General features: G+C 68.5%; 22 protein-coding genes. 15 read left to right on the forward strand and 7 right to left on the reverse strand.

Annotated elements, in window-relative coordinates:
• The first annotated feature begins 57 nt into the window (after nt 1-57).
• From WS66_RS03445 to asnB, 10 genes are all read left to right on the forward strand, one after another.
• Nucleotides 58-279: a hypothetical protein gene (locus WS66_RS03445; protein WP_040141234.1), complete on the forward strand. Its 222-nt coding sequence runs from the start codon at nt 58-60 to the stop codon at nt 277-279.
• A gap of 124 nt (nt 280-403) precedes the next feature.
• Nucleotides 404-886 carry a hypothetical protein gene (locus tag WS66_RS03450; RefSeq protein ID WP_059600313.1) on the forward strand — a complete coding sequence of 161 codons (483 nt, stop codon included), beginning with the start codon at nt 404-406 and terminating at the stop codon, nt 884-886.
• A 53-nt stretch (nt 887-939) separates the two neighbouring features.
• On the forward strand, nt 940-1,824 hold the full coding sequence (gene sctJ, locus WS66_RS03455) for a type III secretion system inner membrane ring lipoprotein SctJ (RefSeq protein ID WP_059600085.1): 885 nt from the start codon (nt 940-942) through the stop codon (nt 1,822-1,824).
• The gene (locus WS66_RS03460) at nt 1,821-2,561 is read left to right on the forward strand and encodes a SctK family type III secretion system sorting platform protein (protein WP_059600084.1); all 741 of its coding nucleotides are present in this window, start codon (nt 1,821-1,823) and stop codon (nt 2,559-2,561) included. The genes sctJ and WS66_RS03460 overlap by 4 nt, the downstream gene beginning before the upstream one ends.
• The gene (gene sctL / locus WS66_RS03465; protein ID WP_059600083.1) at nt 2,543-3,172 is read left to right on the forward strand and encodes a type III secretion system stator protein SctL; all 630 of its coding nucleotides are present in this window, start codon (nt 2,543-2,545) and stop codon (nt 3,170-3,172) included. The genes WS66_RS03460 and sctL overlap by 19 nt, the downstream gene beginning before the upstream one ends.
• Nucleotides 3,169-4,554, forward strand: coding sequence for a type III secretion system ATPase SctN (sctN, locus tag WS66_RS03470; RefSeq protein WP_059600082.1), 1,386 nt, complete (start codon nt 3,169-3,171; stop codon nt 4,552-4,554). The genes sctL and sctN overlap by 4 nt, the downstream gene beginning before the upstream one ends.
• Nucleotides 4,547-5,230, forward strand: a complete 684-nt coding sequence (locus WS66_RS03475; RefSeq protein ID WP_059600081.1) for a hypothetical protein — start codon at nt 4,547-4,549, stop codon at nt 5,228-5,230. Before sctN ends, WS66_RS03475 begins: the two co-directional genes overlap by 8 nt.
• Entirely contained in the window at nt 5,224-6,033 is an 810-nt protein-coding gene (gene sctT / locus WS66_RS03480) for a type III secretion system export apparatus subunit SctT (RefSeq protein ID WP_059600080.1), read from the forward strand. The genes WS66_RS03475 and sctT overlap by 7 nt, the downstream gene beginning before the upstream one ends.
• A gap of 24 nt (nt 6,034-6,057) precedes the next feature.
• On the forward strand, nt 6,058-7,089 hold the full coding sequence (locus WS66_RS03485) for an EscU/YscU/HrcU family type III secretion system export apparatus switch protein (RefSeq protein WP_059600079.1): 1,032 nt from the start codon (nt 6,058-6,060) through the stop codon (nt 7,087-7,089).
• A 258-nt stretch (nt 7,090-7,347) separates the two neighbouring features.
• The gene (gene asnB, locus WS66_RS03490; protein WP_059600078.1) at nt 7,348-9,315 is read left to right on the forward strand and encodes an asparagine synthase (glutamine-hydrolyzing); all 1,968 of its coding nucleotides are present in this window, start codon (nt 7,348-7,350) and stop codon (nt 9,313-9,315) included.
• A gap of 52 nt (nt 9,316-9,367) precedes the next feature.
• On the opposite strand, the gene WS66_RS03495 is transcribed toward asnB, so the two are convergent.
• From WS66_RS03495 to WS66_RS03520, 6 genes are all read right to left on the reverse strand, one after another.
• Nucleotides 9,368-10,162: a lytic transglycosylase domain-containing protein gene (locus WS66_RS03495; RefSeq protein ID WP_059600077.1), complete on the reverse strand. Its 795-nt coding sequence runs from the start codon at nt 10,160-10,162 to the stop codon at nt 9,368-9,370.
• On the reverse strand, nt 10,159-10,833 hold the full coding sequence (gene sctR, locus WS66_RS03500; RefSeq protein ID WP_044847619.1) for a type III secretion system export apparatus subunit SctR: 675 nt from the start codon (nt 10,831-10,833) through the stop codon (nt 10,159-10,161). Before sctR ends, WS66_RS03495 begins: the two co-directional genes overlap by 4 nt.
• 3 nt (nt 10,834-10,836) lie before the next feature.
• The gene (gene sctQ / locus WS66_RS03505; protein WP_059600076.1) at nt 10,837-12,009 is read right to left on the reverse strand and encodes a type III secretion system cytoplasmic ring protein SctQ; all 1,173 of its coding nucleotides are present in this window, start codon (nt 12,007-12,009) and stop codon (nt 10,837-10,839) included.
• Between the two features lie 351 nt (nt 12,010-12,360).
• Nucleotides 12,361-12,759, reverse strand: coding sequence for a winged helix-turn-helix domain-containing protein (locus WS66_RS03510; RefSeq protein ID WP_059526731.1), 399 nt, complete (start codon nt 12,757-12,759; stop codon nt 12,361-12,363).
• 457 nt (nt 12,760-13,216) lie between these two features.
• Nucleotides 13,217-15,427 (reverse strand): xanthine dehydrogenase family protein molybdopterin-binding subunit, encoded by a 2,211-nt coding sequence (locus WS66_RS03515; RefSeq protein WP_059600075.1) that lies wholly within the window; start codon nt 15,425-15,427, stop codon nt 13,217-13,219.
• Between the two features lie 2 nt (nt 15,428-15,429).
• Nucleotides 15,430-15,891, reverse strand: coding sequence for a (2Fe-2S)-binding protein (locus WS66_RS03520; protein ID WP_059600074.1), 462 nt, complete (start codon nt 15,889-15,891; stop codon nt 15,430-15,432).
• 183 nt (nt 15,892-16,074) lie between these two features.
• On the opposite strand from WS66_RS03520, the gene WS66_RS03525 reads away from it, so the two are divergent.
• Nucleotides 16,075-17,001, forward strand: a complete 927-nt coding sequence (locus WS66_RS03525) for an AraC family transcriptional regulator (protein WP_059600073.1) — start codon at nt 16,075-16,077, stop codon at nt 16,999-17,001.
• A 739-nt stretch (nt 17,002-17,740) separates the two neighbouring features.
• On the opposite strand, the gene WS66_RS33535 is transcribed toward WS66_RS03525, so the two are convergent.
• The gene (locus WS66_RS33535) at nt 17,741-18,274 is read right to left on the reverse strand and encodes a hypothetical protein (RefSeq protein ID WP_159086508.1); all 534 of its coding nucleotides are present in this window, start codon (nt 18,272-18,274) and stop codon (nt 17,741-17,743) included.
• A 1,137-nt stretch (nt 18,275-19,411) separates the two neighbouring features.
• Between WS66_RS33535 and WS66_RS03540 the strand changes: the two genes are divergently transcribed.
• From WS66_RS03540 to WS66_RS03555, 4 genes are all read left to right on the forward strand, one after another.
• Nucleotides 19,412-19,735, forward strand: coding sequence for a hypothetical protein (locus WS66_RS03540; RefSeq protein ID WP_059600312.1), 324 nt, complete (start codon nt 19,412-19,414; stop codon nt 19,733-19,735).
• A gap of 111 nt (nt 19,736-19,846) precedes the next feature.
• Nucleotides 19,847-20,437, forward strand: coding sequence for a hypothetical protein (locus WS66_RS03545; RefSeq protein WP_082728876.1), 591 nt, complete (start codon nt 19,847-19,849; stop codon nt 20,435-20,437).
• Nucleotides 20,438-20,510: 73 nt separating this feature from the next.
• On the forward strand, nt 20,511-20,783 hold the full coding sequence (locus WS66_RS03550) for a hypothetical protein (protein WP_082728875.1): 273 nt from the start codon (nt 20,511-20,513) through the stop codon (nt 20,781-20,783).
• A gap of 44 nt (nt 20,784-20,827) precedes the next feature.
• Nucleotides 20,828-22,288 carry a hypothetical protein gene (locus WS66_RS03555; RefSeq protein ID WP_059600072.1) on the forward strand — a complete coding sequence of 487 codons (1,461 nt, stop codon included), beginning with the start codon at nt 20,828-20,830 and terminating at the stop codon, nt 22,286-22,288.
• The last annotated feature ends 78 nt before the right edge of the window (nt 22,289-22,366 follow it).

Raw genomic sequence — 22,366 nt, forward strand, 5'->3', positions numbered from 1 at the left:
GGGCATGGGGCCGCCGCCGGAAAGTGGATGACGTTCTTCACGCAAAAGGAGCGAAATATGGGTGCCTCAGCAGCCGGTAGCACGGGTGGTCCGAACGACACGACCCAGGTCCAGCAGCAGGCGGACGACCTGACCAAGACGCAGCTCGAACTGACGAAGATCAACTTTCAGGTCCAGCAGTCGACCGCGACGTTCGAAACCAGCAACGCAGTGACCGCGCAGGAAGGGACGGCGAACGCCCAGGTTGCGCAACACCTGAGTTCCGCCGGCCGCGCATGACGCCGGACGCCGGCCGCGCCGCGCGACGCCCCATGCCCGGGCAGCCCGTGCAGGGTGCCTGGCGGGGCGCGCGTGCGTGTCGGCCGGCTCGTTTCCGGCGCTGCCGGTCAAGGAGGACACGATCATGTCGGTAACAGGCGTAGGTGCAGCACCGCCGGGCGCGGCCGCGCTCGCGGGCGCCGTGCAGCAGGCGGGCACGGCGTCCGATCCGGCGCAGGTGCGCCAGTTCGATGCGCTGATGCAGCCGGGTGCCGCCGCGGGCTCGCCGTCGGCGTCGGGCGTCGCGATGTCGCGCGCGCCGGCCGATGCGGCGCCGGCGGTGCAGATGACGCCCGCGACACCCGCGCAGGCGAATCATGCGTCGCTGGTCGAGCGGTTGCGCACGTACGGCAACGATCTCGACACGCGGTACGCGAACATCGACAAGCATCGCACCGAGATGCTGACGTCGATGGCGGACAACCGCAGCGATCCGCTGATGACGATGGTGAAGGCGATGGATTTCCAGTGGACGGCGACGACCACGATTTCCGAATACCAGTTGAGCCTGTCGGTCGCGCAGGCGGCGAACGGCTTCACGCATACGGTGCTGAAGACGCAGGAGTGACGAAGCCCGGTGCGTGTGCCTGAAGCGGCCGCGCGCCCTGAAGCGGACAAACGATGACGACGATCGATTCGACGCCGCGCATGCATGCGTGGCGCAGCCGGGCAGCGCGTGCGCTGCTCGCGGGACTGCTCGCGCTGCTGGCCGGCTGCCAGAAGGAGCTGTACTCCGGCCTGTCGGAGCGCGACGCGAACCAGATGGTCGCCGTGCTCGGCGATGCGGGCATCAGCGCGTCGAAGGACAACGACGCGCGCGACACGTCGGATCGCAACGCATGGCAGGTGAGCGTCGCGGACGGCGACATGCAGTCGGCGCTCACCGTGCTACAGGCGAACGGGCTGCCGAAGCCGAGCTATGCGAGCCTCGGCGAGCTGTTCCAGAAGCAGGGGCTCGTGTCGACGCCGGCCGAGGAGCGCGTGCGCTATCTGTACGGCGTGTCGCAGGACCTGTCGCGCACGCTCCAGGACATCGAGGGCGTGGTGGTCGCGCGCGTGCAGGTCGTGATTCCGGAGAACGATCCGCTCGCGGACAAGATCAAGCCGTCGTCGGCGGCCGTGTACATCCGCTACCGGCCCGGCGTGGACCTGCGCGCGATGGCGCCGATGGTCAAGGATCTCGTCGCGCACAGCATCGAAGGGCTGCAGTACGACAACGTGTCGCTGTTCCTGCAGCCGGCCGCCGCGCGCACGACGCGCGTGGACGGCATCGGCAGCGCAGTGTCGGACGTCCTGCGGCTGCGCTCGCCGCTCGGCTGGCTGGTGTTCGTGCTGATCCTGCTGACCTGCGCGGTGATCGCGCTGTCGGCCGCGCGGCGCGGGATGTTCGGCGCCCGGCTGGCCGGGCTGGTCGGCACGCCGCGCGGGGCGAACGGGACCGGCGGTGCGTCCGCGTCGTCGGGTAGCGGCCTGCGCACGCCGGACGGCGCGCGCGACGGCGCATGAGCGAACACGCTGCGCTGCCGCCGGGTGCCAGGCCCGATGCCGCGCCGCTGCCGTGGCTGCAACCGCTCGCGCCGCCGCCGCCCGCGCGGCGCGCGGCGTTTCACGCGCTCGTCTGCGAATTCAACCTGCGCCCGGACCGCTATCTGCACGTGACGCGCGTGCCGGCCGAGTGGCCCTCGCGCTATCGCTCGCCCGACGCGTTCGGCCCGGCCGGCCGCAAGCTGCTTGCTCGTCACCTGCTCGATGCGAACGGCGTGGCCGGACTCCACGACTTCGACGTCGCCAATCCGTGTGCGCGGCTCGCGCTGCTGCCCGGCGCGGCGCTCGAGCAGCTCGCGTCGTATACGGGGCTGCTGCTGCATCGCGGCTGGCTGCGCGACGCGCTGACCGTGCGCCGCATTCGCGCGGAAGTCGCGGCGAAGCTAGGCGGCGACGCGCTGGAGTTCGCGCTCGAGCGCGCGCCGGAATTCGGCGCGCTCGCGGACACGCTCGAACCGTGGCGTGCCGATCCGGCCGCGCTGCCGGTGGTGATTCGTGCGCGCGGCGGGCGACTGCTCGCGGATTTCATCGGCGTGGCCGGCGACGCGGTCGCGCGGCGCGCGCGCCTGAAATTCAACCGCGCGATCGACAACGAAGCGCCGTACTGGCTGAATCGCGCGCAGCGCGACCAGTTCGGCGAATTGCTGTTCCTGTTTCTGATTCCCGAGAGGCTTGCGTCATGGGACTGGCTTTTCTGATCACGAGCGACAACCTGCAGCTGCTGTCGGAGCGCAAGGTGCTCAAGGAGCGCGAATACGCGGCGCTGCTCGACGCCTCCGCGGTGATCGCGACCGCGCGCGACGAGGCCGCGCGCATCGTCGCCGATGCGCAGCGCGAATTCGACAAGCGCCAGGCGGCGGGCTACGACGAGGGAATGCGCCGCGCGCAGCGCGAGCATGCGGCGCAGGCATACACGCAGGCGCTGGCCGCCGCCCGGACGATGGAGTCGATGAAGGATTCGATGGCCGACATCGTCGTGAAGGCCGTGCGCGCGATCGTCGGCGAGATGGGCACGCAGAAGCTCTACGAGGCCGCGCTCGCGCGGATCGCGCCGCTCGTGCGCGACGAGGCGTTCCTGATCGTGCGGGTCGCGCCGGGCCGCGAGGACGAGATGCGCGACGCGCTCGACCGCGCGTTCGCCGGACAGTCGAATCGTCAAAGGATCCGCATCGTCGAGGACGCACAGCTCGAACGCCACGCGTGCACGGTCGAGACGCCGTCCGGGCGCATCGACGCGAGCCTCGACCTGCAGATCGACGCGCTGCGCCAGGCGATCCGCCGCGATGCGCTGAAGGGCACGACGCGATGAACGCGCCGCTCGACGATCCGCAGTCGTTCGGCGGTGACAGCGACGACGATGCGGCGCCGTTCGATCGCGGCCGCCTCGTCGGCGATCTCGACGCGGGGCTCGCGTTCTTCTCGCCGGTGTCGGTGCAGGGCCGCGTCAATCACGCGGTCGGGCAGATCCTCAACGCGACCGGCATCCGCGCGCGGCTCGGCGAGATCTGCGAGTTGCGGACGCCGAACCAGCCGACGCTGCTCGCCGAAGTGGTCGGCTTCTCGCGGCAGACCACGCTGCTCACGCCGCTCGGCGACGTGGCCGGGCTGTCGCCGGAGACGACCGTCGTGCCGTCCGGGCGCGAGCACGTGTTCCCGGTCGGCGAAGCGCTGTTCGGCCGCGTGCTGGACGGCCTCGGCCGGCCGCTCGACGATCGCGGGCCCGTGACGGGTGCCGCGTGGGTATCGACGCAGCAGGACCCGCCGAACCCGCTTGCGCGCAAGATGATCGACACGCCGTTTCCGACCGGCGTGCGCGTGATCGACGGCCTGATGACGCTCGGCATCGGCCAGCGCGTCGGCATCTTCGCACCGTCCGGCGTCGGCAAGAGCACGCTGCTCGGGATGATCGCGCGCGGTGCGCAAGCCGACGTGAACGTGATCGCGCTGGTCGGCGAACGCGGCCGCGAAGTGCGCGAGTTCATCGAGCACAGCCTGTCGCCCGAGGTGCGCGCGCGCTCGATCGTCGTCGTGTCGACTTCCGACCGTCCCGCGATGGAGCGCGTGAAATCCGCGCTCGTGGCGACCGCGATCGCCGAGCACTTCCGCGATGCGGGCAAGCGCGTGCTGCTGCTGGTCGATTCGCTGACGCGCTTCGCGCGCGCGCAGCGCGAGGTCGGCCTCGCGAGCGGCGAGCCACCGACGCGGCGCAGCTTCCCGCCGTCGACGTTCGCCGTGCTGCCGCGCCTGCTCGAACGCGCGGGCCAGGGCGCGACCGGCTCGATCACCGCGCTGTACACGGTACTCGTCGAAGGCGATGAGGAATCCGATCCGATCGCCGAGGAAGTGCGCTCGATCCTCGACGGCCACATCGTGCTGTCGCGCAAGATCGCGCTCGCGAACCGCTATCCGGCGATCGACGTGCTCGCGAGCCTGTCGCGTGTGATGCCGCTCGTCGCGAGCCGCGCGCATCAGCAATCGGCCGCGCGCGTGCGCGAGCTGATCGCGAAGTACCAGGAGATCGAGCTGCTCGTGCAGATCGGCGAGTACCGCGAAGGCAGCGACCGGCTCGGCGATCTCGCGCTGCGCGCGCGCGATGCGATCGGCGCGTTCTGCGCGCAGGTTTCGCACGAGGACGTGCGTTTCGACGCGCTGCTCGCAAAGCTGACGAAACTCGCGAACGACCATGTCTGAAGCCGACGACCGTCTCGTGCTCGCGACGCTTGCGCGCCTGAAGCGCGTGCGCGAGATGCGCAGCCAGATCGCGCGCGTCGCGGCCGCGCGCCAGCAGGGCATCGCCGCGCAGAGCCGCCGCGCGCTCGATGCCGCGCACGCGCATCTCGCGCAGCAGGTCGCCGCGAAGGCCGCGATCCAGACGCGGCTCGCCGACGACCTGCGCGAGGCGCGCGCGCTGCAGAACGCCGCGGCCGACACCCGCACGTTCGATCGCCACATCGGCGTTGCGAATGCGTCGGTCAGCGAAGCCGCGCACGTGCATCGTGATCACGAGGCGACGCTCGCCGACCTGCAGCGCGCCGCGCGCAAGGCGAAGGCTGCCGAGGACAAGCTCGACAAGGCTGGCGAGAAGGCATTGCAGGCGCGTGCCGCGCGGGTCGAGCGCGACGCTGACGAAGTTGCGGATGCGCATGCGGTGCGGCGTTTCGCGACGGCGGGCGTCTGGGCGGGCGATGCGCAGGCGCATGCGTCGGAGCAGCCGGAGATGGCCGCCGTATTCGATGCGCAGATGGTGTCGCGGCCGGCGGATGCGGATGCGACGGACGCGGCCGACACCTCCGACCCGACCGCCGCAGACACTGCACCCACCCCCGCCGCCGACCCGGCACCCGCCGCCGCGGACCGCCGATGCTAGACCACGCCGCGAACTTCAACGACATCGCCGGCACGCTGCGGCCGCTGCTCTACGTGATGCCGCGCCTGCTGCCGGTCATGTTCGTCGTGCCGGTGTTCAACGAGCAGATCGTCACGGGCCTCGTGCGCAACGGAATCGCGGTGGTGATCGCCGCGTTCGTCGCGCCGGTGATCGACCCGGCGCAGGTCGCCGCGCTGCCGTTCCTGATGTGGTGCCTGCTCGTCGCGAAGGAGGCGGTGGTCGGCATGCTGCTCGCGGGTGCGTTCAGCGCGGTGTTGTTCGCGATCCAGGGTGTCGGCTACCTGATCGATTTCCAGACCGGCAGTGGCAGCGCCGCGTTCTTCGATCCGATGGGCGGGCACGAGGGCGGCCCGACCTCGGGCTTCCTCAATTTCGTCGCGATCGCGCTGTTCGTCACCGCGGGCGGCCTGCAGGTGCTGGTGCAACTGTTCGCGCAGTCGTACGCGTGGTGGCCGATCGGCTCGCTCGGCCCCGATTTCTCGTCGATGCTGGAGACCTTCGTCGTGCGGCAGACCGACACGATCTTCGAATGGATGGTGAAGCTCGCCGCGCCCGTCGTCATCGTGCTGGTGCTCGTCGAGCTCGGCATCGGTCTCGTCGGGCGCGCGGTGCCGCAGCTGAACATCTTCGTGTTCGCGCAGCCGGTGAAGAGCGCGCTCGCGGTGCTGATGATGGTGCTGTTCCTGCCGGTGGTGTACGCGTCGCTGCATGCGCTGCTGAGCCCCGACAGCGGGCTGATGGCGCTGCTGCGCGCGCTGTTCGCCGCGCACGGCGGCGCGTGACGGCCCGCCGGAACCGGAGCGCCCATGTCCGAGAAGAACCAGCAGCCGACCGCGAAGCGCTTGCGCGAGGCGCGCCAGAAGGGCGACGTGCCGAAGAGCGCGGAGACGATCTCGTCGGCCTTCTTCGTCGGCGTGTGCGTCGCGCTCGCGGTGGGGCTCGGCACGTTGTTCGCGCGGCTGCAGGCGCTGTTCCGGCTCGTGTTCGATGCGGCCGGCGCGGCCGATCCGTCCGCGCGGCTCGCCGTGCTGATCGACGGCGCCGCGCGCGACTGGGCGCTGCTGTCCGCGCAGATCGTCGCGGCCGGGCTGCTGGCCGGCGTGCTCGCGGGCTTCGTGCAGGTGGGCGGCGTGATGGCGTGGAGCCGGCTCGTGCCGCAGCTGTCGCGGCTCAACCCGGCCGAGGGGCTGAAGAACATGTGGTCGATGCGCAACCTCGTGAACCTCGCGAAGATGCTGCTGAAGACCGTGCTGCTCGCCGCGACGCTCGGCTGGCTGATCGTCGAGTCGCTCGACCCGTCGGTGCAGGCCGGCTTCACGCGGCCGATGTCGATTCTCGCGCTGATCGTGAAGCTGCTGATGCTGCTGTTCGGCTGGGCCGCGCTGATCTACATCGTGATGGCGCTGATCGACATCGTTCACCAGCGCCACGCATTCAATCAGAAGATGAAGATGTCGATCGACGAAGTGCGGCGCGAGCACAAGGAAGACGAGGGCGATCCGCACATCGAGGCAAAGCGCCGGCAGCTCGCGCGTGAAGCGCAGTTCTCGTCGCTGCCCGACCGGATCGGCTTCGCGTCGGTGGTCGTCTATTCGTCGAGCGTCGCGGTTGCGCTCTATTACGGCGGGATCGGGACGCTGCCGTGGGTGCTCGCGCGCGGCGAGGGCGAGGCGGCCGAACGGATCGTGCGGCTCGCGCGCGACGCGCTGCGCCCGACGCTCGCGAACGCCGGCCTCGCGCACGCGCTGTACGAGAGCACGCCCGAAAAGGGCACGATCCAGCAGCAGCATTTCCGCGAGGTCGCGCAGTTGCTGAAGTGGGCGACCGGCGCGGCATGACGAATACGATCCGTCGGGCACGCCGGCATGCACGCGACTCGACGATGCGCCGATGCGCCGTGATGTAGACCCGTTTCCTGCTCGCCGGGCCGATGGCACGTCGGGCTTGACGCGGTTTTTTTTCCGGATTTGTCCGACATTCACCCATGAATTATTGCTGATTTATTTCTTCGTAATATGGCTCGACCGTCAACCGGGCGGCGGGCTGCGAGATTGCGCCGCCGCTGACGGAACAGGTCAACAGGGGCAGACAAATCAATGTGCGGAATCGACGGCTTTCTGAATAGCGTCGCCTGCGATGAGGAGACAGCGCGCGGCACGCTCGCGCGAATGACGGCGAGCCTCGCGCATCGCGGGCCCGACGGGCAGGGCCTCTGGGTCGACCCGGAGGCTGGTATCGCGCTCGGGCACCGGCGGCTTGCGATTGTCGATCTGTCGGTACACGGCCGGCAGCCGATGGCATCCGCATGCGGCCGCCACGTCATGGTCTTCAACGGCGAAATCTACAACCATCGCGAGTTGCGCGCGGAGCTCGAGCGCGCGGGTCGCGCACCCGCGTGGCGCGGCCACTCCGACAGCGAGGTGCTGATCGCGGCGATCGTCGCGTGGGGCGTCGAGGCGACGCTGCGGCGCGCGACCGGCATGTTTGCGTTCGCGCTGTGGAATCGCGCGTCGCGGGCGCTGACGCTCGCGCGCGACCGGATCGGCGAAAAGCCGCTTTACTACGGCCGGATCGGCGACGCACTCGTGTTTGCGTCAGAACTCAAGGCGCTGCGCGGGTATCCGGGCTTCGACGGCACGATCGATCGCGACGCGCTGTGCCTGTACCTGCGCCAGTCGAGCGTGCCGGCGCCGCATACGATCTATCGCGGCATCAGCAAGCTGCCGCCGGGCACCTTCGTCCAGTTCGAACATGCGCGCGATACGCCGCGCCTGCGCGCGTACTGGACGCTCGAGCAGGCGATCGAAGCCGGCCGCGAACAGCCGTTCGAGGGCAGTGCCGACGAGGCCGTCGGGCAACTCGACGCGGTCCTGCGGCAGGCCGTCGCGCGGCAGATGGAAGCCGACGTGCCGCTCGGCGCGTTCCTGTCGGGCGGTATCGATTCGTCGGCGATCGTTGCGCTGATGCAGGCGCAGTCGGCGAACCCGGTCGACACGTTCACGATCGGCTTTCACGAGGCCGGTTACGACGAAGCCGGTTACGCGAAGGCGGTTGCGCGCCATCTCGGCACGCGCCACACCGAGCTCTACGTGACGGCCGACCATGCGCTCGGCGTCGTGCCGAAGCTGCCGACGATCTACGACGAACCATTCTCCGACGCCTCCCAGATTCCGACCTTCCTCCTGTCGGAGCTGACGCGCCGGCACGTGAAGGTGAGCCTGTCCGGCGACGGCGGGGACGAACTGTTCGGCGGCTATACGCGCTACTTCCTGACGCCGCGCCTGTGGCGCAAGCTGCATCGCGTGCCGGCGGCGGTGCGCGCGCGGATCGCCGCCGCGCTGCATGCGCTGCGCCCCGATCATGCCGACCAGCTCGCGGCGGTTGCGCAGGGCGCATGGGGCGGCGTGGACGCGCGCGACTCGGCGACCCGCATCGGCGACCGGCTGCACAAGCTCGGCCACGTGATGACGGCCGAGAGCCGCATCGGGCTGTACCGGCTGCTGATGTCGTCGGTACATCATCCGGAGCGCATCGCGCTGCGCGGCCAGGAGCCGCCGACGCCGCTCGACACGGTGTCCGCATGGCCCGCGAACCTGAGCTTCGCCGAGCAGGCGATGGCGATCGACACGCTCACGTACCTGCCGACCGACATTCTCGCGAAGGTCGACCGCGCGGCGATGGCGGTCAGCCTCGAGACGCGCATGCCGTTCCTCGACCATCACGTCGTCGAATTCGCGTGGCGCCTGCCTGCGTCGGTGCGGTTGCCGGAGGGGCAGTCGAAGGCGCTGTTGCGCCGGCTGCTGGACCAGTACGTGCCGTCGTCGCTGATCGACCGGCCGAAGCAGGGCTTCTGCGCGCCCGTCGATCACTGGCTGCGCGGCGCATTGCGCGACTGGGCCGAAGCGCTGCTTCAGCCGTCGCGGCTGCGCGACGAGGGCTTCTTCGATGCGGCGGCCGTCGAGCGGCTGTGGCGCCAGCACCAGACGGGCCGGATGAACTGGCAGCATCAGCTGTGGACGGTGCTGATGTTCCAGGCGTGGCTGGAACATCAGCGCGCCGCATGAAGCGGGATGACGCGGCGAGCCGCGTCACGTCATGCTGGTGTTCGGCGCTCGCTCACTGGTCGAGGCACCGCACGCACAGCCGCTTCGCCTGGCTCGCCGACAATCCGCGGCACATCATCACGACCGGTCGCGCATGGCACGACGGCGCGTCGGCGGAAGCAGCGGGCGACGCGAGCCTGCGCGCGCGTTCGGGCGGCGTGGTCGCGGCCGCGTCCATGCGCCGTTGCCGCGCGGGTGGCGGCATGTCGCGCACCACCGGAATCGGTTCGACACCGCCTTCGCGTGCGTTGCGCTGCGCGCTCGCGACGACGCGGCTCACATAGCCGCTCGAGAACCCGGTCGTGAAGTTGCCGCTGTAGTAGCACGACAGCGCCGCGCGCAGCGCGGCCTGCGCGGGGCGGCCGGTGTTCGACGAGCGCGTGAAGCATTCGGTCAGGATCGCGCCGCCTGCCCGCAGGTTGCGACACGGTTCGAACATCGTCGTGTCGTCGAGGCCGTATTTCGCGAAGTTTCGTTCGTTAACCTGAGCGAGGCCGACGCTGTAGCTGAAGCCGCGCGCGGCCAGCTCGCCAGCGGTCGCGCGCGCCTCGTCGAGCGACGCGGGCTGGCGCGTCAGGTGGCCGCCGACCACGCCGATCGCATACGGATTGAAACCGGATTCGGTGCGCACCAGCGCGGCGAGCGTGTCGGGATCGACGTTCGGTGCGCAGGCGCGCGCGAGCTGCGCGAAGCCTGCGGCGCTGCCTGCCGCCTGCGCGCCGCGCGGCTGCATGCCCGCGCCTGCGAGCGCCAGCGCGAGCAGCGCGCACAGGATCGCGGCGACGCCGCGCGGGCCACGCGCGCTCATCCTGCACCCGCCACGCGATACGACAGCACGAGCCCGTGCACGAGCAGCGACCAGCCGTCGAGCGCGACGAACAGCAGCAGCTTGAACGGCACCGAGATCGTCGTCGGCGAGATCATCTGCATGCCTAATGCAAGCAGGATGTTCGCAACCAGCAGGTCGACGACGATGAACACGATGTAGATCACGAAACCGATCTGAAATGCCTTCGTCAGCTCGGCGAGCGTGAAGCTCGGCACCAGCACGAGCAGGTCGTCGTCCTTGATGCCGTCCGCGCGGTTCTTCGGCCAGACCGACGTCGCGGTGCGCACGAAGAATTCGCGGTCGCGCTGCCGCGTATGCGACACCAGGAAATCCTTGACGGGGGGCAGCGCGGCATCGGCGAGCGCACCGATGTCGGCGGTCGACAATTGTCCCGATGCGTCGAAGTGGCGTGCCTGCAGCGCGTCGCGGATCGACATGCCGACCGGCGCCATGATGAACAGCGACAGGATCAGCGCGATGCCGTTGAGCACGAGGTTCGGCGGCACCTGCTGGATCCCGAGCGCGGAGCGCAGCAGGCCCAGCACGACCACGAGCTTCGTGTAGCTCGTCACCATCAGCGCCGCGAACGGCGCAATGCCGAGCGCGGCGATCACCGCGATCAGCGCGACCGGATTCGGCAGGCTGCCCATCGTTCAGCGCTCGCGCGGCGCGGGCTGCGTCAGCGTGACGACGCGCACGCCGAGCTTCTGGCCGACCGCGATCAGATGGCCGGTGCCGATCAGCATCCCGTTCGCGACGAGATGGATCACGCTCTGGTTGATGCCTTGCTGCAGTTCGATCACCGCGCCGGGCTGCAGCGCGCCGAGTTCGCCGAGCGGGATCGACGTGGGCGGCAATTCGAAACGCAGGTCGACCGCGAGGCCGTCGAGCGAGCGCGGCGCATCGTCGGGCGACCCATCCTGCGCAGTCGCGGGCGGGGTGTCGGTGCGGGTCGGTTCCAAAGGCATCTCCCTGATTCGTTCGACGGTCAGCCGGTTGCCCGACGGCCGTCCGGTGATCTCCCACGCCGGCGCGGCCGGCACCCGCGCGACGCACAGCAGGTTCTGCTCGTGCGCGCGCCAGCGCTCGATCGCGATGATGTCGCCACTGACGACGTCGGCCAGCTCGGCCATCGTCAGCTCGGTCCGGCCGATCTCGAATACCAGCGGCACCGGCAGGCTTGCATACGCGGCGCGCGTGTCCGGCCGCGTGGCCGCCGGCGCCGCGAAGAACACCGCGAGCGCGTCCGGTGCATCGAACAGCAGCGCGCCGTGGCAGCGCCATGCGCCGTCGGCGCGACGCAGTTCGAAGCGCAGCGCGGCCGGCGCGCTGCGCCAAGCGGGCACGCTCGTCGGCGGCGGCAGCAGTTCCACGCGCTGCCGTGTCGCGGCCTGCAGCACGGCCGAAAGCGGTGCGACGAGGTCGGCGAGCAGCGCCGCGCGGATCACGGCCGGTACGGCCGGGTCGGCCGCGTCGTCGAGCCATGCGCTTTCCGCGACCGGATCGATCCATAGCGTGCCGGTGGCCGGGCCGATGACGAAGCGGTATGCGTGCGCGTCGGCGGCCGGTTCGGCGTCGACGCGCCAGCGCACCTCGTACGCGTGTTCGCCGAGCGTGACCGGGACCGCGCCCGTGGCACCGTACGCATGCGACAGCCCGCGCGCGGCGGCGGCGGACAGGCGCGGCAGCCAGGGCGATGCGTCGAGCGCGACCACGGCCGGCGAGGGCGGGATGGCGGGCGCCGCGGCGGGCGGGGTGGCAGCGGCGGGCGAGGCCCGGTTCGCGGCGTCGCCGGCGTCGGCATTCGTCAGGGACAGCGCAGGCACGGCGGGATCGGGGCGGATTCGGCGTTGGTTCGACGGGTTGTTGTGGCCGGCAGCGCGGGGGGCGCGCGGCTGCTGCGTCGATTGTAGGGACGGCGCCGGCCGCGTGCCGCGCAAGAATCCGTAGTCGCGCGCGTGCGCCGGCCGCGCGGGTGGCGGCGAGCTACGAAGCCTGCTGCGCGGCGGCGTGGCCGCGTGCGGCGCGTCGCGCGCACAAATGCGGCCGCCGCCCGGAGGCGGCGGTCGTGGCGCGGCGGGCACGCGTGCCGGGCCGCGAGGCGTCGCACGTCGGACGTGCGGCGCGGTGGGGAGCCTTGCCGGCGCGCCGCGCAGGGGCGGCGCGCGGGTGAGCCGTTACGCGTAGTCGGCAGCCAGCGCCTGCTGCGGCGCGGCGCGCAGGATCGGCGCCGCGTCATGGCGCTCGACGTGCGTCATGGCCGCGCCGAACAGCACCAGCCGATAGCCGACCGCATAGATCGGGATGATCCGCAGGTTCTTGTCGTGATCGAGCTGCAGCTTCGAACGGATGCGCGAGATGTGGGTGTCGAGCGTGCGCGACGACACGCCGAGCTCGCGGCCCCAGACCGCTTCCTGGATCGCTTGCCGCGGCACGATCTTGTTCATGTTGTCGAGCAGGAATTCGACGACGTCGAATTCACGCGGCGTGACGTCGACGACTTTGTTGTCGATTTCGATCGTGCGGCGCACGAAGTTGATTTTTATGTTGTCGATGTACAGGTATTTGCAATCCATGTTGGCCCTCGCATGTCCGTAAAGGAGTGTTTGCGGGTCATGTACCGCAACTTCCGGGCCAGGGATGGACTGTCAGGCGACGACGGGCGGCGGGGGCGGGGCTGGAGGTACGCCGGCCTTGAATCTAAAAGAATTTTTAACGCGGGACGCGCGGCGGGCTTCGAAAGGGTCGGAGCAACAGTGAAGGATTGTTACGTAGCATCCGGCGGGAACGTTACGGGCGTTACGGGCGGTGTTACGTGGGGGCGGGAAATTCCCGCCGTTCAGGCAGCGCGCCGACCGGACGGCGAACCCTGCATCGAACGCTCCCTTGCTGGGACGGATTGCAGAGCGGAATCAATGGGTTGGGGCGGATTTTTGCCGATTTCGGACCGTACGCCAGAGCCTGCCCCAAGCGGAAAGAAAGAAAACCGGTCGCGCGACACGCCCGCCGCGCGACCGGCGTTTCACCTGCCGGTCAAGCCTTCGCGGTGTCGCCCGAATCGAACGGCAACACGTAATGGCGCTTGCCGGTCGCCGCGAAGATCGCGTTGGCGACCGCCGGGCCCACCGGCGCGACCCCCGGCTCGCCGACGCCGGTCGGTGCCTCGGCCGACGGCACGATATGCACCTCGACCTTCGGCATCTCCGCCATCCGCAGCACGTGATAGCCGTCGAAGTTGCGCTGCTCGACCTGGCCGTCCTTCAGCGTGATCGCGCTGTGCAGCGCCGCACCGAGCCCGAAGCCGATGCCGCCTTCCATCTGCGCGGCGACGATGTCGGGGTTGATCGCGATCCCGCAGTCGACCGCGCACACCACGCGTTCGACCTTCACCTTGCCGGCGGCGTCGACCGACACTTCCGCGACCTGCGCGACATAGCTCTTGAATGCCTCGGCCACCGCGATCCCACGCCCGCGTCCCTTCGGCAGCGGCTTCGCCGGATCCCAGCCGGCCTTCTGCGCGGCCAGCTCGAGCACCGCGCGCATCCGCGGCTCCTTCGCGAGCAGGTCGCGGCGGAACAGATACGGATCCTTGCCGGCTGCGTGCGCGGCTTCGTCGATGAACGCCTCGACTGCATAGGCCGTGTGCGAGCTGCCGACCACGCGCCACCAGAGGACGGGCAGGCCGACCTTGGTGGTCGTGAGCTCGACCGACACGTTCGGCACCGCGTACGGCAGGTTCGCCGCGCCCTCGACCGACGTCGCGTCGATCCCGTTCTTGACCATGAACGCCTCGAACGGCGTGCCGGCGAGAATCGACTGGCCGACGATCCGGTGGCGCCAGCCGACCAGCTTGCCGTCCGCGGTCAACCCCGCGTCGAGCTTGTGGAAGTACATCGGGCGGTAGAAGCCGCCCTGGATGTCGTCCTCGCGCGTCCACTGCAGCTTGACCGGCTGGCCGTCCGCGCCCAGCGCCTTCGCGATCGACACGGCCTCGACCACGTAGTCCGACCACGCGTTCGCGCGGCGGCCGAAGCTGCCGCCCGCGTACAGCGTGTGGATCTGCACCTGTTCGGGCTTCAGGCCCGCGACCCTGGCGGCGTTGCCCTGGTCGACCGTCTGGAACTGGTCACCCGCCCAGATCTCGCAGCTGTTCGCGGTCAGCTTGACGACCGCGTCGAGCGGCTCCATCGGAGCGTGCGCGAGATACGGGAATTCGTACGTCGCGCTGACCTTGCGCGCGGCACCCGCGATCGCCGCGTCGGCATCGCCGTCCTTGCGCGCGGACGCGCCGGGTTTCGCGGCGAGCTGCCGGTACTCGCGCATGATCTCGGCCGAGCCGCGCTTTTCGGCGTTCGTTTCGTCCCAGTCGACCTTCAGCGCGTCGCGGCCCTGTTTCGCGGCCCAGAAACCGGTCGCGACGACCGCGACGCCGCCCGGCACCTGCACGACCGACACCACGCCCGGCACGGCCTTCGCGGCCGTCGCGTCGAACGACTTGACCGTCGCGCCGAAGCGCGGCGGGCGCTGCAGCAGCGCGACGCGCATGCCGGGGAAGGTCGTGTCGAGCGTGAAATGCGCGGTGCCGTTCGACTTGGCCGACCCGTCGACGCGCGGAATGCGATGGCCGATCAGCTTGAAGTCGGCCGGCTGCTTCAGCGTGACCTTGTCGGGCACCGGCAACTTCGACGCGTCGGCCACCAGCGTCCCGTAGGCGGCCGTCTTGCCGCTCTTCTCGTGCGTGACCACGCCGTTGGCGGTGGTCAGCTCGCCGGCCGGCACCTTCCAGCGCGCCGCCGCGGCCGACACGAGCATCGCGCGGGCCTTGCCGCCCGCTTCGCGCAGTTGCTGCCACGAGTTCGACATGGCCGAGCTGCCGCCCGTGCCCTGCATCGTGCCGAAGGCGAGGTTCGCATAGCGTTTCGCATCGGCCGGCGCGCTTTCGACGCGTACGCTCGACCAGTCGGCGTCGAGCTCCTCGGCGACGATCGTCGCGATGCCCGTGTAGGCACCCTGACCCATTTCCACGTGTTTCGCGACGACGGTGACCACGCCGTCGGGCGTGATGCGCAGGAATGCGTTCGGCGCGAAATCGGCGGCGGGTGCCGTCGCGGCGAGCGCGCGGCGGCCGAGGCCGGCCCATTCGAAGCCGATCGTCAGGCTGACGGCGGCCGCGGCGCCCGCGGCTTTCAGAAACGTGCGGCGCGACGGTCGCACCGACCCGCGATTCTCGAGTTCGATCGTCATGGTCAGGCTCCCAGTGTCGCTGCCGCGTCGTGGATCGCGGCCCGGATGCGGGCGTAGGTCGCACAGCGGCAGATGTTGCCGTTCATTGCCGCGTCGATGTCTGCATCGGTCGGCTTCGGATTCTGTTCGAGCAAGGCGGTGGCCGACATGATCTGGCCGGACTGGCAATAGCCGCACTGCGGCACCTGCAGCTTCACCCAGGCGGCCTGCACGGCCTGCGCGGGCTTGCTCTGCAAGCCTTCGATCGTCGTGACGTGCTTGCCCGCGATGCCGGCGAGCGGCAGCACGCACGAGCGCACGGCCTGGCCTTCGAGATGGACGGTGCACGCGCCGCACTGCGCCATGCCGCAGCCGAACTTCGTGCCGGTCAGCCCCGCGTGCTCGCGGATCGCCCAGAGGACGGGCATCGACGGATCGGCGTCGAGCGTAACGCTCTTGCCGTTGAGGACAAACGAGGTAGGCATGTTTGTATGTCTCCATGGGGAAAACCCGGCATGCGCCCGGTTAGCGGGCAGTGTGCGCGAGCGCGCGAATTTTGCGTCTACCCAATCCTGCAAATTTATTGAACAATCCTGCAAATCCCCGGCGCGACGGCAAGCGATTCGCTATGCTCGCGCGGTTCAGGGAAACGAAGCGAGGAACCCGTCATGGACATGACCGAAATCGCGGCGTCGCGCGAATCCGGGCGGCGCGAACTGGCATCGCTGATTGCCCGCTTCGCGCCGACGGACGGCTCCCACTCGACGGCCGTGCCCGCGCTGATGCTGCATCGGCACGGGCATCCGGTCGATCTCGGCTGCGGCGTGTCGCGCGCCGCGCTCGTGATCGCCGCGCAGGGCGCGAAGCGTGTGATCGTGGGCGGCCAGGCTTACGAATACGACACGCGGAACTGCCTGATCGCGTCGATCGACTTGCCGATTCTCTCGCGCGTCACGCAGGCGTCGCCGGACGCGCCTTACCTGTGCCTGTCGCTCACGCTCGATCCTCAACGCATCGTCGAGCTCGCGGCCGAGATGCGGCTGCCGGAGCCGGATGCCGGCCCCGAAGGCGAGGGCATCGCACTTGCCGAGCTGACGCCGCCGCTCCTCGATGCCGCACTGCGGCTGTTGCGGCTGCTCGAAACGCCGGCCGACATTCCGGTGGTCGCGCCGCTGATCGAAAAGGAGCTGCTGTACCGGCTGATGACGAGCGGGCAGGGTACGCGGCTGCGGCACATGGCCGTTGCCGGCAGCCAGACGCACCGGATCGCACGCGCGATCGAATGGATCCGCGATCACTACGCGGAGCCGATGCGCGTCGACACGCTCGCGCAGGCGGTCAACATGAGCGTGTCGTCGCTACACCACCACTTCAAGCACGTGACCACGCTGAGCCCGCTGCAGTATCAGAAGCAGCTGCGGCTGCACGAGGCGCGGCGGCTATTGCTGCGGCAGGGGGGCGACGTCGGGTCCGTGGCCGCGACCGTCGGCTATGAAAGCGCGTCGCAGTTCAGTCGCGAATACAGCCGGCTGTTCGGCGCGCCGCCGATGCGCGACGTCGTGCATCTGCGCAGGAAGGAATTGCTCGGCACATAGCCACGGCGCCGGTCCTTTCGCGATGACGGTCGTCTGCAGGAAAGCAGGCGTGATCCGCCAGTCCGGCACGTAGTTCGCCGGCCATGTGCCGGGCGTATCCGGCGCGTTGAAGTGGAACACGGCCAGCAGCAGCGGATGGCGCCACGGCGACCGCCGGAGTTCATCGAACCAGGTGCGCCGCGATGTCCCGCGCGGCGGCCTCCACGTGCTGGAGATCGGCGCGATCGGTACCTGGGACCGCAGGCGCGCCGATCGAAATCCTGTCATTCATGGTCGCCTCCGTCGTCGAGCATCGTCACGAGTACGCAGTCGAGTTCGTCGAAGAACGCGCGAACGCGCTCCATCCCGCCATACAGGCATCGTTTCGGCATGCTACGGGCCGCGTGCGCCGATGTCGACGAAACGCCACGACGAGCATTCCGATGTCGCTGACTTCCACGCTGATGCTTGAACGACGCGAACGTCGATCGATCGCTGACGAGCTTCATCGTCTCCCCCCGGGCGGCTTATGAAGAGAGCGCCGTCATCCGTCTTCTTCGGGACGTGACGCGACGCTCACGTGAACTGGACATCAGGCAATCGGCATGCCACGAAGGCCGCGAGCAAGTGCCATCAGGGCCTCGCGTTCGCGGCCGCGCGACGCAGGTGTCTTCTGTTTCATGCATGAATCGTCGCCACGGCCGACGTGTCGCGAAAAACGTCGAACAACGGGAGTAGAGCTGGCGAAATACACGGAAAATCAGGCGCGCTGCGCGAATTCGGCAATTAATTGAATCGCGAATGACGATGTTTCAATAATGAGATTGATGGTCGATTTCGCTTGAAAAATGTCTCCATGATTAGTCGTATGCCATGCGATTCGTCGTTTTGAAAGAAATATTTTTAATGAGGGAGTTGGGTTTGAAGGGGAACGGAAGGATTGAAAACTGGCCGCGTCGAGTGGGAGTGAATTGGCGCTGCCGGTTTTGCGCGAATGCCGGTCGGGCGTGACGAGCGTGGCGGTCAGCCACCGGATTTTCTCTTTCTTGATCGTGTGTTCGAACGGATGAACGATGCGTGATCCCGTCAGTATTTTCACGGATGAATCATTTGTGTGATGTCTGTGCCGAAGATCCCGGCGTGTAAACGTATCGATGCCCATGGCGACGGGCTCGGCAAAGCGGCCGCCAAGCGGTTTGATTCCGGCTGATTCGGGTCGCGCGACCCCGCCGAACGAGCCGCGGCGGGCCGTTCGGGCGCCCAGGAGCGTCGAACGCCCCTTCGGGCGCGGCATGACGCTTCGCAAGTTTGAAACACCCGTTCGCGAGCCCGCTGCGCGGCGCTCGACGGGCGGCATTCGTCCGTCTTTTCATGGCGTTGCATCGCGGTGTTCGACGATCGCGGCAGTCCGCCGGTCGTTGCGGCGATACATTCCTGAAACAAAAAATGCGACTTTTCGCGAAATGGCCGATTGCCGCGCCGGCGGGCGGCGCGCAGCCGTCGGTGGAATAACGCGTGGCATGCCGCTTGCGACATTGGACGCATCGGCGAGCGGTCGACGCGATGCGACAAAGATGTGGGGGCGACCACCTCGTGAATAAGCCAGTCGGGGAACGGCGATGAAGACCATAAGCAGCATCATCCGCGCGTGGTTTGCGCAACAGTGGGGTAGTGGGACAGATGGGGGCATGACTCGCGACGCAGTGCCAGCTTCGCGGGATCCCCATTGCCGGTCTTACGGCCTGCGCGCGGTGCACGTGCCAGGAACCCTGTCTCTCCGCACGGCTACCGGCCGACAGCGGTGCTCGCCTTCATTCAGTTCCCCCGAGAGGGTCAAGTTGTTCGTGCCGGACATCTTGATGCCGTTTCGTCTTCGACCGTGCAGGGCTGTATCGACGGCGCCGGACAAGTGCCGACGCTGGCTGGACTAGCTCGAACACCCCTCGGCCGGGTTGCCCGGAAGATCTTTGATCGGTAGTTCAGGGAGAAGCGATACCACCTGACTGTATTGCAGGCCCGTTATCGCCGCGATAGGGCGGACGTTTTCAACGGTGCTGCATTTACGGTGGAAAACTTTATTCACGCATTTTCGATCGCGGAAGCGGATGCCATGTGCCGGCACGTCGCGGCCGCGAATATCGAGACAAATAAACCGGAATGTCGAAAGACTGTTTCCGGCGCGTGAGACGATTTGTTTTTTGATAACTAAATATCGATAGGCCTTATCGAAAATACCTATAAAAAATTCGGATAATCAAAAAATACGAAACTACAATTCGGTTGGCAAAAACATTGCGTGGTGTCGGCTTTGATATGAACCGATTCTTCGTAATTAAATAGTGATCCGTATTTATAGGATTGCTTAAGGTAGGGAAGTTGATGGCGTGCAGCTTTCCTCGCTTGTTCCATCCACGCCGTTATGGAGTCGACCATGAAGAAGCTTCTCATTGCAGTAGCAGTTCTGGCGGTTTCGGGTGCAGCGTTCGCCGGCAGCGGCACGGTGTCGAGCACCAGCTCGTCGAGCGGCGGTTCGACGATGGCCGGGGTCGCCGGGTTCGGCCACTTCAGCGCGGCCGATTCGGGTTCCGCACTCGGCGCAGCCGGCGCGATTGCCGGCGGCCCGGGCAGCGGTTCGATCTCGTACACGAACCACACCCAAACCTCGACGGTGGGCGGCTTCGGCTTTGGCGGCGCACAAGCGGGCGGCAACAGCGGTGCGAATGCCGGCTCGATCGGCTGGACGTATCACCACTAAGCCGCGGCATGTAGCGTTCGTCATTGGCTGGCGGCACGGATGCCGGGTTCCGCCCGATCAGGGCAGACCCGGCTCCGTCACCGCCGAACCTTCTCAGGGCAAGGGATTGCTATGAAAGCCAAAGTCATTTTAGCGACAGCGCTTACCGTCCTATCGTCGGCCGTACTGGCCGCCGGATCGACCACGACCAACCAGACGCAATCCGTTGCAGCAGGCGTCTCCGGTTCGGCACTGGTCGGCTCCGGCAGCTATACGAGCAATTCGAATTCGGTCGCGGGCGCGAGCGCGGGAGGTACCGTGACACCCGCTGGTTCCACCGGAACGGCAACCGCCTATCACAACTCGACTTCGACGGCCAGCGGCTGGGGCTCGAACGGAGGCGCGTTCGCGGCAGGCGGCGGTATCGGTGCCGCAGGCTCGTACGGTGGAAACAGCACTACGAACGAGAACGCGAATGCGCTTTCGGGAGGGGTGACCGCCACGATCGTACTCGGCGCGAACCACTACACGGCTTCGGGCGGGAACGACCAGGGTATCGCCAACGCGGGTGCCACCGGGTTGACGGGCGCTGGTGGGTCCGGCGCGATCGCGGGTTCGAATCACTACAACTCGTCGACCGTGTGGAGTACCGGTCCGGCCGGCTCGCCGTCTGCATCGGGCGGAAGCCTGGGCAGTTCGAGCGCGACCGGAAGCAGTCATTAGACAGGTGCGGGGGACCAGTTTCCCAGCGACGCTGGTCTCTTTTCCCGCGCTGTTGTCCAAGTAAGGAGTTGGCATGAAGCAGAAACTGATTGCCGCCGCTCTGATGCTCGCGTCTCTGACGGCATATGGCGCTGACCGTGCTGCCGAGGACGTGCAATCAAACTTGCAGACATCAAACCCTACAACCAACCCGTCACAACAACAAACGCTTTCATCGGGCAGCGCCATCGGCGCACCGGATTCCCAAGCATGGCAGGGAATGTCGGGTGGCTCATGGTCCCAGCTGGGTAGCGGCTGGAAGCAGTTCGGGGAAGCACGTAAAGCTGAAGGAATTCAGGGGAAATGACACGGTTGCCTGGGTGGGAGGTCGAACCTCGTCCGGAGATTGAAATGAACAGCAACAAGATCAGGGTGGCATGCGCGGCAATGTTCGCGATGGCCACGATCGGTGCCCAAGCGCAGACAGCCGACTCGACTTCAAGCGCGCAGTCCTCTACGTCGTCCACGGCGATCAGCCAGGGTGGCGGCTCGAGCATGAACACGAACATGACGAGTTCGCGCGGCGGCAACGCCACCAGCAGCAGTGGCGTGCGCAGCAGCGGCAATTCGAACGTGCAGGTCAGCTTGACGGTGCCGTCTTCCACGAGCGGCGGCTCGAACGTGACGCCGCAGAGCGTGAGCGCGCTTCAATCGGCCGGCTCGCCCGGTACCAACCCGTACAACACCCAGGCGGCGGAAAACGTCAACTACTCGGGCACCCAGACGATCAAGACGAACCCTGCGATCCAGGCGCCGGGCCTCACGACCACGCTGTCCGATACCTGCATGGGTTCGGTGAGCGTCGGCGTGTCGTTCCCGGGATTCGGCGCGACCGGCGGCACGACCCTGGTCGACCAGGCGTGCGTGCGTCGCCTCGATGCGCGTGAATTCCGGGCGATGGGGTTGACCGATGTCGCGCTCGCCCTGCTTTGCCAGAGCGATGCGAACCGGCGCGCGGTGGAAGCGACCGGGCACCTGTGCCCGGGCACGACCGCGCCGCTTGCGCGCTCGAACGTGGCGCCCTCCGCCGAAGCGACCGTGGCCGACGACGTGAAGTATCGCGACCCGCTCGTGCGCAGCCGCATGGGTCTGCCGCCGCTCGACGCCGCCGCGCCGGTGCAGACGCGCCCGGTGGCGACGACCGCGGTTCAGACGGCGCCGATCCCGGTGCCGGTGCCCGCGCCGTCGATCGCGATGCCGGCCGTCAGCGCGGTGCCTGCCGTAACGCAGGCGGCTGCCGCGAAGGCATCGCAAGCAGCTGCCGTCGTGCCTGCCGCCGCACCGGTTGCCGCAGCGGCACCGGCGGTGAGCGCCGTGCCCGCCGCCGCGCCGGCCGCGATGAGCGCGGTGCCCGCTGCCGCGATCGTTGCAGCGCCGGCCGTCGCCGGCAAGGCGACGGAACCCGCGCCGGCTGCAGCCGACACCGCAGCGCAAGCCGTGGCAACGCCGGCCGTTGACGCGAAGGTGCCGGACACTGCGCAAGCCGCACCGGCTGCGGCCGACGCTACGGCGCAGGCCGCCGACGCAGCAGCGCCGGCGATCGATGCGAAGGCTGCCGAACCGGCCACGCAGGCAGCAGCCGAAGCGCCTGCGCCGGAAGCCGCGGAGCCCGCCGCAGCGGCTGCGGTTGCCGACACGCCGGCCGCCGACGCGAAGGCGACGGAAGCCGTCGAATCCGCTGCCGCGCCCGCACCGTCCGCCGACATGCCGGCCGCATCCGATCCGGCGCCGGCCACGGTTGACCAGCAGGCCGCCCCGGCCGCGCCGGTGATGCCGGCGCCGACCCTCCTCTCGACGAGCACGTCGTCGTAATCATGCGGACAGGGCGCCCGTGCGATCGGCATGCCGGTGGCGCGGGCGCCGCCGGGATTCGCGGCGCGACGCAGGTCG

Origin of the sequence: Burkholderia sp. LA-2-3-30-S1-D2 (assembly GCF_001523915.2) — a bacterium.
GTDB lineage: Bacteria > Pseudomonadota > Gammaproteobacteria > Burkholderiales > Burkholderiaceae > Burkholderia > Burkholderia diffusa.

What these genes read in the sequence shown, in the direction of transcription:
- sctR (WP_044847619.1), bottom strand. Translation starts at nt 10,833, where the DNA reads ATGGGCAGCCTGCCGAATCCGGTCGCGCTGATCGCGGTGATCGCCGCG.
- WS66_RS03545 (WP_082728876.1), top strand. Translation starts at nt 19,847, where the DNA reads ATGAAAGCCAAAGTCATTTTAGCGACAGCGCTTACCGTCCTATCGTCG.
- WS66_RS03495 (WP_059600077.1), bottom strand. Translation starts at nt 10,162, where the DNA reads ATGAGCGCGCGTGGCCCGCGCGGCGTCGCCGCGATCCTGTGCGCGCTG.
- WS66_RS03540 (WP_059600312.1), top strand. Translation starts at nt 19,412, where the DNA reads ATGAAGAAGCTTCTCATTGCAGTAGCAGTTCTGGCGGTTTCGGGTGCA.
- sctN (WP_059600082.1), top strand. Translation starts at nt 3,169, where the DNA reads ATGAACGCGCCGCTCGACGATCCGCAGTCGTTCGGCGGTGACAGCGAC.
- WS66_RS03555 (WP_059600072.1), top strand. Translation starts at nt 20,828, where the DNA reads ATGAACAGCAACAAGATCAGGGTGGCATGCGCGGCAATGTTCGCGATG.
- WS66_RS33535 (WP_159086508.1), bottom strand. Translation starts at nt 18,274, where the DNA reads ATGCCGCGCCCGAAGGGGCGTTCGACGCTCCTGGGCGCCCGAACGGCC.
- WS66_RS03525 (WP_059600073.1), top strand. Translation starts at nt 16,075, where the DNA reads ATGGACATGACCGAAATCGCGGCGTCGCGCGAATCCGGGCGGCGCGAA.
- WS66_RS03550 (WP_082728875.1), top strand. Translation starts at nt 20,511, where the DNA reads ATGAAGCAGAAACTGATTGCCGCCGCTCTGATGCTCGCGTCTCTGACG.
- WS66_RS03510 (WP_059526731.1), bottom strand. Translation starts at nt 12,759, where the DNA reads ATGGATTGCAAATACCTGTACATCGACAACATAAAAATCAACTTCGTG.
- WS66_RS03485 (WP_059600079.1), top strand. Translation starts at nt 6,058, where the DNA reads ATGTCCGAGAAGAACCAGCAGCCGACCGCGAAGCGCTTGCGCGAGGCG.
- WS66_RS03445 (WP_040141234.1), top strand. Translation starts at nt 58, where the DNA reads ATGGGTGCCTCAGCAGCCGGTAGCACGGGTGGTCCGAACGACACGACC.
- sctT (WP_059600080.1), top strand. Translation starts at nt 5,224, where the DNA reads ATGCTAGACCACGCCGCGAACTTCAACGACATCGCCGGCACGCTGCGG.
- WS66_RS03460 (WP_059600084.1), top strand. Translation starts at nt 1,821, where the DNA reads ATGAGCGAACACGCTGCGCTGCCGCCGGGTGCCAGGCCCGATGCCGCG.
- WS66_RS03450 (WP_059600313.1), top strand. Translation starts at nt 404, where the DNA reads ATGTCGGTAACAGGCGTAGGTGCAGCACCGCCGGGCGCGGCCGCGCTC.
- sctJ (WP_059600085.1), top strand. Translation starts at nt 940, where the DNA reads ATGACGACGATCGATTCGACGCCGCGCATGCATGCGTGGCGCAGCCGG.
- sctL (WP_059600083.1), top strand. Translation starts at nt 2,543, where the DNA reads ATGGGACTGGCTTTTCTGATCACGAGCGACAACCTGCAGCTGCTGTCG.
- WS66_RS03475 (WP_059600081.1), top strand. Translation starts at nt 4,547, where the DNA reads ATGTCTGAAGCCGACGACCGTCTCGTGCTCGCGACGCTTGCGCGCCTG.
- WS66_RS03520 (WP_059600074.1), bottom strand. Translation starts at nt 15,891, where the DNA reads ATGCCTACCTCGTTTGTCCTCAACGGCAAGAGCGTTACGCTCGACGCC.
- asnB (WP_059600078.1), top strand. Translation starts at nt 7,348, where the DNA reads ATGTGCGGAATCGACGGCTTTCTGAATAGCGTCGCCTGCGATGAGGAG.
- WS66_RS03515 (WP_059600075.1), bottom strand. Translation starts at nt 15,427, where the DNA reads ATGACGATCGAACTCGAGAATCGCGGGTCGGTGCGACCGTCGCGCCGC.